This window comes from Prosthecobacter sp., from assembly GCF_044373815.1.
In the GTDB taxonomy this organism is placed as follows: domain Bacteria; phylum Verrucomicrobiota; class Verrucomicrobiia; order Verrucomicrobiales; family Verrucomicrobiaceae; genus Prosthecobacter.
Window position 1 is genome coordinate 1 of the sequence record NZ_JBIPNG010000158.1, and the last position, 13,023, is coordinate 13,023.

The 13,023-nt window shown below is 57.6% G+C and carries 14 protein-coding genes and 1 tRNA gene; 3 read left to right on the forward strand and 12 right to left on the reverse strand.

The window, feature by feature from the left end:
• The coding region (locus ACIREA_RS14330; protein WP_397382960.1) for an alpha/beta hydrolase family protein at positions 1–1,547 on the reverse strand (1,547 nt) is incomplete at its 3' end.
• 142 nt (positions 1,548–1,689) lie between these two features.
• Between ACIREA_RS14330 and ACIREA_RS14335 the strand changes: the two genes are divergently transcribed.
• The 3 genes from ACIREA_RS14335 (at position 1,690) to ACIREA_RS14345 (ending at position 3,230) form a co-directional block, all read left to right on the forward strand.
• Positions 1,690–1,774, forward strand: a tRNA-Leu gene (locus ACIREA_RS14335).
• A gap of 122 nt (positions 1,775–1,896) precedes the next feature.
• A complete protein-coding gene (locus tag ACIREA_RS14340) occupies positions 1,897–3,042 on the forward strand; it encodes a hypothetical protein (protein WP_397382961.1) in 1,146 nt (381 codons plus the stop codon).
• Positions 3,042–3,230, forward strand: a complete 189-nt coding sequence (locus tag ACIREA_RS14345) for a hypothetical protein (RefSeq protein WP_397382962.1) — start codon at positions 3,042–3,044, stop codon at positions 3,228–3,230. Before ACIREA_RS14340 ends, ACIREA_RS14345 begins: the two co-directional genes overlap by 1 nt.
• Before the next feature lie 36 nt (positions 3,231–3,266).
• Here ACIREA_RS14345 and ACIREA_RS14350 read toward each other — a convergent pair whose 3' ends face one another.
• From ACIREA_RS14350 to ACIREA_RS14400, 11 genes are all read right to left on the reverse strand, one after another.
• Positions 3,267–4,148 (reverse strand): hypothetical protein, encoded by an 882-nt coding sequence (locus ACIREA_RS14350; protein WP_397382963.1) that lies wholly within the window; start codon positions 4,146–4,148, stop codon positions 3,267–3,269.
• Positions 4,145–4,414, reverse strand: coding sequence for a hypothetical protein (locus ACIREA_RS14355; RefSeq protein WP_397382964.1), 270 nt, complete (start codon positions 4,412–4,414; stop codon positions 4,145–4,147). Before ACIREA_RS14355 ends, ACIREA_RS14350 begins: the two co-directional genes overlap by 4 nt.
• Complete coding sequence (locus ACIREA_RS14360; protein ID WP_397382965.1) at positions 4,411–5,007, reverse strand: hypothetical protein; 597 nt, start codon at positions 5,005–5,007, stop codon at positions 4,411–4,413. The genes ACIREA_RS14355 and ACIREA_RS14360 overlap by 4 nt, the downstream gene beginning before the upstream one ends.
• Entirely contained in the window at positions 5,004–5,372 is a 369-nt protein-coding gene (locus ACIREA_RS14365; RefSeq protein ID WP_397382967.1) for a hypothetical protein, read from the reverse strand. Before ACIREA_RS14365 ends, ACIREA_RS14360 begins: the two co-directional genes overlap by 4 nt.
• A complete protein-coding gene (locus ACIREA_RS14370; protein WP_397382968.1) occupies positions 5,369–6,013 on the reverse strand; it encodes a hypothetical protein in 645 nt (214 codons plus the stop codon). Before ACIREA_RS14370 ends, ACIREA_RS14365 begins: the two co-directional genes overlap by 4 nt.
• Positions 6,010–7,269: a hypothetical protein gene (locus ACIREA_RS14375; protein ID WP_397382969.1), complete on the reverse strand. Its 1,260-nt coding sequence runs from the start codon at positions 7,267–7,269 to the stop codon at positions 6,010–6,012. Before ACIREA_RS14375 ends, ACIREA_RS14370 begins: the two co-directional genes overlap by 4 nt.
• Before the next feature lie 20 nt (positions 7,270–7,289).
• Positions 7,290–8,186 carry a hypothetical protein gene (locus ACIREA_RS14380; RefSeq protein ID WP_397382970.1) on the reverse strand — a complete coding sequence of 299 codons (897 nt, stop codon included), beginning with the start codon at positions 8,184–8,186 and terminating at the stop codon, positions 7,290–7,292.
• A gap of 17 nt (positions 8,187–8,203) precedes the next feature.
• A complete protein-coding gene (locus ACIREA_RS14385; RefSeq protein WP_397382971.1) occupies positions 8,204–8,431 on the reverse strand; it encodes a hypothetical protein in 228 nt (75 codons plus the stop codon).
• Positions 8,428–10,122, reverse strand: coding sequence for a portal protein (locus ACIREA_RS14390; RefSeq protein ID WP_397382972.1), 1,695 nt, complete (start codon positions 10,120–10,122; stop codon positions 8,428–8,430). The genes ACIREA_RS14385 and ACIREA_RS14390 overlap by 4 nt, the downstream gene beginning before the upstream one ends.
• Positions 10,122–10,481, reverse strand: a complete 360-nt coding sequence (locus tag ACIREA_RS14395) for a hypothetical protein (protein WP_397382974.1) — start codon at positions 10,479–10,481, stop codon at positions 10,122–10,124. The genes ACIREA_RS14390 and ACIREA_RS14395 overlap by 1 nt, the downstream gene beginning before the upstream one ends.
• A 394-nt stretch (positions 10,482–10,875) precedes the next feature.
• Positions 10,876–13,023: hypothetical protein (locus ACIREA_RS14400; protein ID WP_397382975.1), on the reverse strand; the 2,148-nt coding region annotated here is incomplete at its 5' end.

The window sequence follows — 13,023 nt, forward strand, 5'->3', positions numbered from 1 at the left end:
ACTTCGATGAGCTTGCCAAAGCGACTGTGGTAGGTGGCGCAGAATTCATCCCACCCGGCTTCATCGAGGACGTTGAGCGCGACGAGTTGGAGGTCTTCGGCACGGAGGCCATCGCGATGGACGATGTAGAGGCGGAGTCGGAAGGGGGACTGGCTGTCGAAGTCGTAGGCGGTCATGCGGATGCCATCGACCTCGGCGCTGCTTTCCTTCTGCGGATTGACGGAGGCGATGTCCTTGGGCCAGCCGTTGAAGACTTTGGCTTTGAGTTCCTGCATCCAGGTGTCGCTCTGCTTGGACCAATCGGCGGCATTGGTGGCGGGTGCGGGGGCTTTGGCCATGGGGACGAAGGTTTCGTCGGCCTTGGTGTTGATCTCGTCCTTGGGGATCTCGGTGAAGACGCGCAGGGAGGCGGGCTGGATGGTTTTCTTGGCGCCTTCGTCGAGCACGGCCATGGAGTCCGCACCTTTGAGGAAGCGCTCGAACCAATGGAAGGCGCCGATGTTGAGAGGCTGCAGGTCTTTGTGCGGGCCTTCGGAGACCTGGAGGCCGATGTTCCCCTCCTTGCCGAGGAGAGTGTAGATCTTGCGCACGTTTTGGTAGATGCGGAAGACGCCGTCGATGGGGAAGATGGTGTCTTTGTCGGTGTTGACGATGAGGAGCGGGCGCGGGGCGGCGAGGGCGACCATGCGCTCGAAATTCCAGCGGTAGGTGTTCAGGAAGAACATGCAGTCGCAGTGGCCTTCGACGCAGCCGTCGATGACCTGATTCTGCATATCCGTGACGCCGGCGGTGGGGGCGCTGGCTTTGATGCGCTCATCCAGCGCGGTGATCCACCAGGAGTAGGCTCCGCCGCCGCTGCGGCCGGTGACGCCGAAGCGGGTCTTGTCCACTTCCTTGCGGGTTTCGAGGTAGTCGAGCGCGCGGATGCAGCTCCAGGCTTCCAGCCCGGCGGGCGTGTAGCCGCGTGAGAACCACCACCAGCGGCCTTTGCTGTAGGTGCCGTGGTGCTCGCCACGGATCTCGCCGAGCTGCACGGTGTCGATGATCATGCAGGCGTAGCCGTGGCGTGCGTACCAGACGCCGTGGTGCTCGTAGCCGGCCTTGTTGCCGAGGCTGACGCCGTCCTTGACCACAACGGCATGGCCGCAGACGTAGAGGATGGTGGGCAGGGGCTTTTCGACTTTGTCTGGCAGGTAGAGATTGGCCGTGACGTAGAGTCCGGGCATGGACTGGAAGTGCATTTTTTCCACGATGTAGCCGTCGCCTTTGAGCTCGCCGGTCTTGGTGGCATTCAGCGGGGTCTTTTCCGGGAGGGGATCGAGGCCGAGCATTTCAAAGAGCTGGCGGCGGTATTCGGGGGCCTTGGCCTCCCAGTCTGCGGCGGTGGTGATCTGCGCGAGTCCGTTTTCTGCGGTGATCTCGCGTGTCTGCTCGGCGAAATAGCGGTCGATGAGCCTGTTTCCCGGGGTGTCAGGGGTCTTTTCAGGGTAGGGCGAAGCCGCGAGGAGAAGGGACGGCAGCAGGCAGAGGAGCAGGGAAGTGCGCATGAGATGGATGACAGCCAAAACGCGCTTCAAAGGCAAGAGTGATCCGTCTTTTGCATCGGCGCACAAAAGTGCACGAAAATGCAAAACAGTGGTTGCATAAAAACTCAGGCGTCTATATTCGCGGCCCCTGTTTTTCACACCTGCTCGGGTGGCGGAATTGGTATACGCGCAAGACTAAGGATCTTGTGCCGAAAGGCTTAAGGGTTCGAGTCCCTTCCCGAGCACCACTGAAAAAACTTCCCCCTCACTGGGGGAAGTGGCAAATGAGCGGCAATATTCTTGCAAGGAAGGCGCAACGGATCGACAATCGAAGTGACCAAAAAAAGGCACTGATTGACCAAATCCGCCGATGAAATTGACCAAATCGAATGGCTCTGAAGAGAAGCCACATGTGATGTGGAAGGGCAGAAAGTATGCCCTCATGCCCTACTTGAATGGGTTCCGAATTCGCTCCCGCGCGCGCGGCGATGAGATCGACTGGAAGTTCACTCACATGTCAGCGGACAAAGCAGGCAGGGAGGCATTAAAGAAGTTCGAAGAGCGCGCCGAGGGAGTGCGACCAAAACGCGGCACACCGACATTGGAAGATCTGATAGCGGCATATAAGGAGATCCCAAAAAGAGCAGGGCAGGCAGCTGAAAAACAAAACATCTACTGCCTGAGATCTGTTGTTCGCACCGCTCTTGGCAAAACCCTCGACAAGGCGTTTCCTCAGCAAATCGGGCCGGATCTGTGGGCAGAGTTCCAAAAGGCACGGCTTGACGGCCGTCTGGACTACTCCACCCGCCGCCCAGGCAATGCCGCGATCAATTCCACGGTGCGATGCGCGAAGTCCATTTTCATCCCCCAACTCATCGCCGACTACGCCAAGAAGGGAATTGAAATTCCTGCCAATGCCACGGTCATTAAATGGTTGCCAGAGATGGCCCTGCCAAAACCGAAAGCGTTAGGGGCCGCTCTGCTCGCCAAGTGGCTCTCCCTGCCAACTGGAGACCCTATGCGCGACGCGATAGGATTGGGGCGCTTTGCAGGCCTGCGCCGTGAAGAGGCCAGCGCATGCCGGCGCGATTGGATCGTGGAAGATCGAGGCGCGGTTTATGTGGAAATGAGAGACCGGCCAGATCAGGGGTTTCTCACGAAGACAGGGGAAATGTATCGGGCTCTGGTTGTGAACGATGAATTTGCCACAGAACTGCTTGCGAAGCCTGCAGGCCACATCGTCACGATGCCGAAGCGGATCCGCAGCCGCGACGAATGGTTTGAACGCAAGCCGCAAGCATGGCTCAAACCGTTTGTTGGAGGCGCGAAAAAACCGTTCCACCGCCTGCGAAGCCTCTACGCTGATGAAGTGGCCGAATTCACAGAAGAAGCTGTTGCCGCGCGACAAGCAGGCATCAAGGCTGCGAGCAAGAACCTTGGCCACACGAACACGGCTACGACAAAGAAGAGCTACCTTTCTGGCGACACGAAGCCGCAAAAGAAAGGAGCGGCCTGATGCCCTACGCTGATCCAGAAAAGGCCCGCGAGGCAAAGGCCAAGTGGTATCGCGAGAAGCGAGCCTCTGATCCAAAGTTCGCGGCCAAAGAGAAAAAGCGCGTGAAGAAGTGGAAGAAAGAAAATCGCGACGAGCTGCTGCCTAAGATGCGGGAATATTCGAAAGAGTGGGAGAAGCGGAAGAAGTAAAATCAAGCCTGCTTTGCGATGGCCAAAACGGCAGAGTCATGCCGTTGCAATTTGTTCGGCAACCGCAAATATGGTCATGGCGCCTCCCATCGGCGGCGTATCGACGTAGCGTGCCACCAGCGCGGATGAGATTCGCGGGATCACCCATTCGTCCCAATGGTTGGCCGGAACCGCTTCGCCATAGGTCAGTGCGCCGTTGATCAGTGCAGCCACAGGGTAGTATGATCCACCCACCTTGAGCGCCACCTCAACAGTGACACCTGAAAGAGCGCCGTCCCCAAACACGCTGATCTTAACAGGCAGCACCGACTTGACTCCGCTTTGCGGAATCAGTGTGACCTCTTGCACCGCGCCGCTGTCGCTGGTTGCGTCTGTACCACTGCCGCCACCCGTGATAACATAGGCGGTGGGCTCAGTATTCACCGTGAAGATGAGCCCTGAAGCTGCCCCTGTCGTGGACTTGGTCAAGAGCATGAAATCATAGCCGTCGTTGCTGGCGTATGCCGTGACTCCTGGAATGCTCAGCGCGTTAATGGCGTCGCGGAAAGCTGGAGCCATGACCGACGATGAGTTAAACGTAGCGTCAAGCCAGATGGTCCCGTTGGCCGGGTCCGTGTCGCTCAAGGTGAAATTATAGCTCGACCCATCTACGTAAAGCGTGAAGGTGGCAAAGTTGTTAGACACAAAGTCCATGCGCAAATTTGGCGGGGCGGTGGCTGCCGCACCGGCAGATGTGTGGCCTTGCAGTGTGCCATATCCACGAACAAGCGCGCCACCACCACCGTCTGCCAGCGCTGCAATGGCCTCAGCTGTGCGAAGAGGTGTCATCGTCTTGCCATTGTTTGTGCCAGCCTCAGCCTCGGCTTGGCTGGCAATGGGAAGACCGCCGCTGCTGCTGAACTTCGACGTCAGGCTCATAGAGCTTCCGCCTCCACGGTGTAAAGGGTAACTTGCGTGTTGCTCTGATCGACACGGCGGAACTTCAGTTCAGAGGCGTTGAGAACGCTGAACTGATAGCCCTGCCCGTCTTTCAAACGGAGCACGCCGGCGTCAGAGCCGATCTTAAACTCAAGCTCCGTGCCAGTGTTGTTGACCACCGTGAGGGAGTTGCATTTCACGTCGCCGAGCGCAGTCCACTGCGTGCCATCTGCGTCTGATTGAGGATTGAGGAAGTAGGATTTCATGGGGCGACGGGGGTGACGTATTTGCCGCCGGTGAGCGCCTTGTAGCGCGTCTGGGCGAGACTGATGAATTCGATCCATGCCTTTTCCTGCATGTCTCGTGGAAGGTCTTTGATTGCGTTTCCGGTCTTCGCTGGGAGCTTGGCAATAGCCGCACGCGACTTGTCGATCAGAGGTGGGATTTTCTCAGCCTCCCAGGTGTTTTCCAATTGCTTGGCCTGAGCGCTGATGGCGGCCATAACAACCTGCCCAGTTGGAGAGCCGAGGAAATTCCCAACAACATCGACAAATCCTGCACAGGATGTCAGCAGCAAAGCGGCGATGATGACAGGTGCTTTCTTTGCGGCCTCGATTGCGACGCTGACAGCATCGAGATCTGGCACGGCATACTTGCGAGCGATGAAAGACAGGCCAGCTTCGATGCCACCAAGAATGATGGCCGAAACACCACCGGCGATCACGCCAGCATGAGCAGTGTCGAAGCCATGACCGACGAGCCACGCTGTGATGATGGCGGCGCCGACTGCGGAGTATTTGATGGCCTGACGGGCGAGCCATCCGGCATTCGTGGAGACGAGGTTGAGGAGCATGTTCATGGTTTTGGATTAAGTATGGCTTGGCAGAGACGGGGGAGATTGCTTTTGATCTCGTTGAGAGTTTTTTGATTCTCCTGCTGAATAGCGATGGTTGATTCAGTGAGCTTCACTTGGCATTCGGCCATAGATGCCTGACGTGCGATGTATGCCTCGATCATCCTTTCAGCGTGAGGAGTCCCCCAAAGAACAATCTTTCTCAGCGTGTAAGCAATGACGGCCAGCCATGCCCCAGGAATACCGAGCGTTTGAAGCAGTGGCATCAAGGCATCCCCAGTGCTTGGAGCGGCCACTTGCGCCAGCACATCGGCTGAGGAAACAGCCACGAGTAGAACGATAGATTCGAGAATGTGAAAGGGCTGAGTCATAGTGAAACTTTGAAGTTTCCCGCCTGATCGCGGGTGATTTTTGGAGGCGTCGAATAGCCGTAGAGAACTCGCCCGTTTTTCTGGTCACACAGAGAGGATGTCGCTGCGATGGTGATTCGCATGCCGCGAGCAATGCAGACCGAGAGCCAGTATTCCACGCATGCCCTTCCGGTCTGACCGTCCGCATGCTGCCCGGCGGTGAAGTCGCAGCCGTAGAGCTTCAGATGCTTCACCTGCATTAGCAGTGCCAAGCCAACAGCATAGGCCACCGTATTGTTGAAGTAAGGGTATCTGCAGCAGTTCAGCACATCCTCCAGCGGATAAGCAATCGAACCGGGGAAACCATCATACTTGCGCTGAGAATAGAGCGGACCGGGATGTTTCGCGAGCCAGTCGCCGAAGCCTGCAAGCGCAGGGTTTGCCTCGCGACCAGCTTTGGCGAAGTAGGGTAGCGCATCCATGCAGATGAGCCGGTCATGCTGAATGACTCCACCCATCGCATTGATGGCCCAGGTCTCATCGGCTACCGCATGGCGCGAAGACTTCGCCAGGCAATCAGCCAGATAGTCGATATGACTCGGCCCCATGGCCACAATCGCCACGGTGTAGGGATTGCCGCCGTCTCCAGTGGACGTGCTCATGCTGTCGGCCCCCTTTCATGTGCTGGCAGATACTCCGAGTTCCAGAAGGCTAACGAGTGAGCCATCTGTCTCTCGTTTGAGCGAGGCATAAACCAAGTAGGAAACTCGCGCCGAACACCAAAGCAAAGCTCATGGCGGCCGTCATGCGAAGGAAAGCGCAACACGTCGCCGGTGATCGTTTCAAGAAATGCAGAGGGAATAGCTTCGGATGTTTCACGGATGTGGAAAAAGAAAGGCCGGGTGCCTTCAGCGCAGGCCAGCTCGTAGATGCCGCTGTCAGTTTTGACGAAGCTGCCTTTAGGGCCCGTGGGTCCCATTGGACCAGATGCACCTGCATTACCATCTGGCCCAGCGCTTCCCGGGAATCCATCGGGACCTCGGTTTCCCGTCGGCCCTCGGGGCCCCGTTGGACCCATCGGACCGGTCGGGCCTCGATTACCATCTGGACCTGGGTTTCCAGTTGGGCCTTGGTTTCCATCCGGTCCTTGGTTTCCCGTGTCACCTCCTGCTGCACCGCGAATGTCCACTCCGCTGCCAATGAGGGTAACTAGTCCGGACGGTCCAATGTATTTGCCCGTGTCAGGCTTTGTCCCTTCTCCGCCAACCCAATCAATGACCCGTTGCACGCGACGCTCACCATCATTTGTGACCGCCAAAACTGGAGTCCATCCATTATCACCGGGTGCACCATCAGCGCCATTGGCACCATCTGCACCATCAGCGCCGTTATCGCCAGGGGCTCCAGTCGAACCCACCGGACCCGTAGGGCCTGTGAAATCCGACTTTGGGAACACTCCAAAAACGCCACTGGCACCGAAGCCAAGAACTGAATTTGGCTGAGGCTGGATGGCCTCCAGAGGATTCTCGCTGCTTATAACCCGCACACCCTGATTGGTCACGCGCTCGATGTCCTGAACGATCATCGTCAGCCGGTCGAGCGCGCCTTCGTGCGTCTTTGCTGGGAAGGCGTCCTGTGGCTCGTAGCTCACTGGCTGGACTCGTGCCGTCTCACGGTAGATTGTGACGTGATGCGTGTTGTTGTAGGCCGACGTAGTGACGAGCGATCCCGTCGATCCATTGCCGCCGGTGACCACATAACCCACGCCGTTCTGCAAGAGCGTCTCCGCACCATCACTGTCTGACACCACTACCCGCAGATCAGCCGCCGCGATGAACGGAAACGTGACGGGATAGGAGGTCACTGTCGAGTTGTTCCCGACATACTGAACGCGTGATTCTGTGGTCTGTACGGCCATGGGTTCTAGTTCCTAGGTTATCACTGTTTCAGCAGATTCAAGACCATTTCACGGGTGGCCTTGTATTGGGGGTGCTGCGGGTTGTGGTAGCTCGCATAGAGCGGGTTCTGCGAATCAGTCTGGATGAGCTGGGCCTGCACCTTCGGGTCTCCCGTCAGAGTGGGGTTGCCGCCATTCACGAGTGACTTTTCACCGGTCGCCACCGCGAGGCGATGAAAGGCCTTCAAGACATCGGGATCAGTCAGAGAATAGTGGTCCGCTTTCAGCCCTGCCGTGGCCGCTGCTTTCTTGGCGAGCGCCGTGTTCTTTTCAAAATCGGCACCCCAAGTTTCCTTCAGGGCCTTTTCATCTTGTTGGAATTTCAGCGTGGCTTCCGCCTTGAACTTCTCCGCTTCACCTTTTGCGCGAGAGTCTTCCAGGGAGTTGTATTTCTCCACGAGACTTGAAAGCGCCTTGGGGCTGATGTGATTGGCATTCGCCCATTCACTGAGACCCTTGGCCAGCGGCTCGTTCCATGTCGTTCCCTCCGGCAGCTTCTCTGGCTTGGGAATGTCCCATGCCTTCGCATCATCTGGCAGGCCGAGCATCTCGCGCCATGCCTTGACCTGTTCAGGACTGCTCTTCTCATCAGGCATCTGGGGCCGGGTGGAGAGCTGCTTCTGACCATGCAGGAATGACTTGGCGAAGTCGGGGAAGGTTTTGAAACGTGCGAGCTGCGGTGCCGCGTCCTTGAACTCGTCCCCAAGTTTCGCGTGCCAGTCCTGGGAGAAAGAACCATCAGGCTGAAACACCTGTTCGCGGAAAGTGGGTTGCGCCTGTTGTTGTTGCTGCTGACTACCTCCGCCACCACCGACGCCGGTGCCTTGTGCGCCATCGGTGGTCTCTGCGAATAGTGGGAATTGAATGCTGAATTTCATGGTGGTACGTGTTGGTGTTATTCTTGCCTGTCTCTGACCAACTCCCCGTGCGTGACGAGGTATTGGATCACATCAAAGCGCCCGCATTGACGAGCGTCTGAAACATTGCCGGACTGTGAAGCCGAAGAGCCGAAGACCCGCTGGATGTGATCGACGATGCGCCGTCCATCCTCCGACTGAAGGGCCTTCATAATTTCGCGCTTCACTTCGAGCGCCTTTTGGATGTCTGCGTTTGGTTCGCTCATTGCATGGCCTCCGCGAGTTGTTTAACCTTGTTCGGATCTACCTTGGCCACGTTGCCAGCTGCTTTGCTTGCAGACTCCGCCATGGCCATCTGCTGTGCCTGCTGCTGCTGCTCCATCCGTTGCTGACGCATGGCGTCACGGTCTCTCACAGGACGCAGGTAGGAAACGGGCAGACCATTGCCACTGAACGCCTCGCGGGCAGGTTCGTCAAAATTCACGTTATCCACCACGCTCTGGTCAAACTGCGCAATGCCCTGGAGCTGCATCAGGGCGGCTTCCATGGCGGAGCCATTCATCCCGCGCATTTCGATGTCGAAGCGCGATTGGTAGCTCAGCGCCGGACTCGGGATAGTCCCCATCGTGTCATTCAGCGGCTCGATCAGTTCTTGAGGTGGAGGTTCAAAATAGCCCAGCTCAAGGCACAAGCTGAAGACGCGCTGAAGCAGTGGCGTATGAAGCTCCATCTTCAGTCGTGTGAATGATGGGGAAATCTGCGAAATCTGCTCACGTAGTCGGGCATTAACCCAGGTGGCCGTGACGTTCTTTCCATCGGTCTGGCCGAACATCTGGAAGAGATCGACAAAGAAATGCTTCCGAATCGCCTCCTGACGTTCTTGAACTCGCTGCAAGCCAAGGTCGTATTTTCCACCCATGGCAAATTCCTTTGGCACGGCATTAGCCGCTTGAGGATTGCTGTCGTCGAACTCGTTGATTGCGCCGGCGGAAAGATCGATCTCACCTTCCATGCTGGCGGGTTTCAGAATTGGCGGGAAAGCCGCCTTCTCTGCCAGAGCGTCCAACCACATCTGCAGCAGGTTCACCTGCTTTGCTTCTGGCAGCGCCGCCCATGCAGGCGACCAGCCATAAACGCCACCCAGGCCGCTGTTCCATTCGAGGAACCTCGACACCATCGAGGGCATCTCGGAATATCCAGACTCAAGGCATACATGCTTGTCTGAAAGCTCGACGTACACCGAAGCCACCGGCATATTCAGCGGCCCGCCTTCATCTGGCTTGAGGTCCTCGGCTCTGCGAGGATAAATGGCATGGATGAATTTGAACTTGCTCGACTTCTGCGAAACGTCCTTGGATGCGAGAGCATCAAGAATCTTCTTTGGCAGATTCGCGTTTCCAAACTTCTGCTCAGCCTGCCGCGCCGTCAGCTCGAACTCACGAAACACGGTGTCAACATTGCCTTCATCATCCTCTTCAATGGCGAAGGAACCGACAGGAAAGGTGCGGAAATTGAGAGCATGCTTTTTACCAGCCTCCACATACAGCGCGGCGGTGCCGAAACATGACCGGTCCAAATAGAACTCGTGCACCGAGGTGTAAAAATTGCTGGAATTGGCCAGCAGATCCCGTGCAGTAATCGTGCACTGTTGAAACCATCGCTTGGCATCTTCCGACTCTTTGAACCTCGGCGGGGGCGTGAAGGCGAACCAGTTCTCGCCATGCGCCCATGAGAGTTGGCCGTTCGCTAGAACCGTGTTGGCATGAATGGCCGTGGTATCAAACAGCCGGGACTCGCGGGCGGTGCCAGCGGAGGTCGGTTGAGGCGAGCCGCCAAACTTGCGCGGCATGAGATATTCACTCAGCTGCTGCCACAAGGTAACCCAGGGAGCACGAACCGCCACCATCTGACCCCATCGGTCGATGATCTCGGCAGCGATTTGGTTCGCAGCATCCATCAGCCGAGCAGGGTTCGCTGGCCTCCGAGCTTGGTTTCTCCGGCCACGACTGCAGCCTGCATGGAGCGCCGTTTAGCAGCATCTCGCCGCGCCTGATCTTCAGACGCCGCCACATCAGCATTGCTGGACGTTGGAGCAGCTGACTGCGGATCATACTTCGGCGGGTCAGGAATCTTCTGGTCGGCCTGCTGTTTCATCAGCGCCATTTGCGCTTCGAAGTTCTTTTGGTTTTGCGCCATCATTGCGCCAACGCCGCCGTCGCCACCACCTCCACCTTTGTGAAGTCGTGTCAGCCTGCCATCTGGTCCGACAAGATCGGCAGAGAAGTAGGGGCCAAAGGAGAACTCGGAATATCGCATGATGGTCAGTCTTGAAGGTGGCCTTGCGGGCAAACCGCTCCCCGTTGCCGGGAAGTGCTTATTTTTGAGTCTAGGAACTCGAACCCATAGTATCGAAGGACATTCTTTCGCTCAACTCCTATTTTCGGCAGATGGTAGGGAAATAGCCTCCACGCCGCATCCATCCTCCCGGCCACCAGATAGAGCAGCCAGGCGTCGCAGCACTCGGCAGGGAACGCATGCCACGGATTCACCACCAGCGCATCCGGCGCCGATGAATCAACCGGACGCGCCAGCACAAAATACTCCGGCGTGCTGAAGACGTAGCCGTTGAGCAGGTGAGCCTCAACGTCCTCACGAAAGGTGCGAGCGCACGGCTCACGTTCATACACAGCAGCGGCTCGTTGGGAGGGGGTCATTTGGTCAGATTTTCAAGCACCTTTGCCGCGTCCAAACCGAGATGCGAGAGGGCCGCGACCCCGGCGGCTGTATCATTGAACATGCCGAGAACCGAAAGCGCCGTATCCAAATCTTTCAGAATGGAAACAGTGTCGCCCTCGAAGTCCACCGTCTTCAAACGACTGCCACCCGAGAACATGTTGCCATCATTGAGCAGCAAGCTCATGCCAGGAATGCCGTGCAATGGGCCAGCTAGAGCCGCGATTACGAGGCGGTCGGGACTCCACTTCTTTTCATCATCATCGCCCTTGGCTTCCTTCCACAGGTTTTTGATGATCTGCGTCATTAGTCCGCCAACACCGAAGACAAGGAACATGGTTTTCGCGAATTGAGCAGGATCCGACTTTGCCTTTGTAGCAGACCATGCGGCAAGAGCGATTTTCTGCCGCGCTTCTGAAGCGTAAGCCCATCCAACCTTCGCCAGCGGATTTGTGCTGGTGATCTCCATCAGCGACCGCGTGGCCATGCGGGTAGGCTGTGCCACCTGCTCAGTGTCGCGTTCGGCTTCGGTGTGAGCGTGCTTTTCCAGTTCAGCGCCAGACAATCCCAAGGCCCGGCCGGTTCCACGGTGGTAGTCTAGCAGCAGCGCATACGTTCCCGCTGTGCACAGCGCATCCGCACCGCTCAAGAGTTGCCCCAGGCCGCGAGCAGTGCGAGTGATTTGATTCGGTTTTGACGCCGCGCCGAGTGCTTCCATGGACTGCCGGACAATCGGCGGTGCAGACTTGAAACGTCGCTGAATGAAATCTGAGCTGATGGCGTCACCGTAACCCAGCCGCCCGGTGAGCAGTTTGGACATGCCGCGCAGATACGCCCCAACAGGCATCTTGACCGATGCCGCAGCGAGCTGCGTTGTCTGAACAAGCAGAGTTGAGAACCGACCCAGCAAACCAACACTGGCAGCGCGGCCCGTCATGCGCCCGAGGAGCTTGTTCATTTCAAGGGATGCCGAAGCATCGCGGAAGCCGCCCTGTGCGATGGCGTCCACCCATTTGCGCAAAGCCGTGGCCGCTGGTTCACCTCCCTTTGCCTTCACTGCATTCAGTACATCGCGATTGCCGAGGATGGCGTTTGCCTCCACAGCCAGATCGTAATACGACTTCCAGTATTCGAGCTGCCGTGTGTGAATCAGCAGGGTCTGCAGTGCGTCGCGGAACTCAGGCTCAGCGATGGCATTTCTCGACCGCGTGCGGAGACTGCCAGGCGTCAGAATGGAACCGCTCGACATCGCCGCACCGGTCACAGGATCTACAACCTCGCCCGCCTTCGTCTGAGCGGGGGCAACGGTGATTGGCGCATAGTTGTCGTGCGCCGGCATATTCACTCCATAGCGGGCACGATACAGCGGATTCAGCGTGGCCCACTCAGCGCCGTATTTCTTCATGATCCAGCTCATCAAGATCCTTGCCTCAGGAGTCAGGGCCTTGGTGATTTCGTCAATCCAAGCCTGATCGTAATGCCACTTGCCGGACGGCTTCCCATCCTCATCAAGGTGGCCCTCCATGTGGCGACGACCGGCTTCCTGTCTCCACATCAGCAAGGCTTGGATGGCTTCGAGTTGCGAGAGTTCTCCTTTGGCCGTCTTGATCGTGCGCTGTGCCATGTCGAAGCGGAGGCGTTCACCCTTCAGCGTGCCCCCGGCCATATCTGTAAACAGCTTTTCGACCTCATCAGCGAGAGCTTGGTTCGCGTCTTCGTATTGCCCAGAAGATTCTCGCTCAGCATCGACGAGCGACTTCACTCGGTCGGACTTCTCGCCAAAGTCGTAGCTCAGGACCTCATGGAAGCTGGATAGCGACAGGAAACCACCCTTGATCCTGCCCAGCAGGGTGGCCGCTTCTTTGTCCGCCGCGTCGCGTTCCGGCTTCAGGCCCGTCTTGCCGGTGTCGTCGATGAAATCTTGGCGCATCCCGGCACGCCGTTCCTTGCGCTCGATCTCCGCCAGCTTCCACTTGAGCCACGCGCCCTCATAAATGCTGCGCAGGGTATCGATCGCGGAGAAGATGCGTCCCGAGTCGGCACCATCATAGATCGTAGTGAAAAGTGGTTGCCCTTTCTTGCCTGTCTTTCCAGTCGCTTCCGTGCGCGGATAAAGGTCACCCAA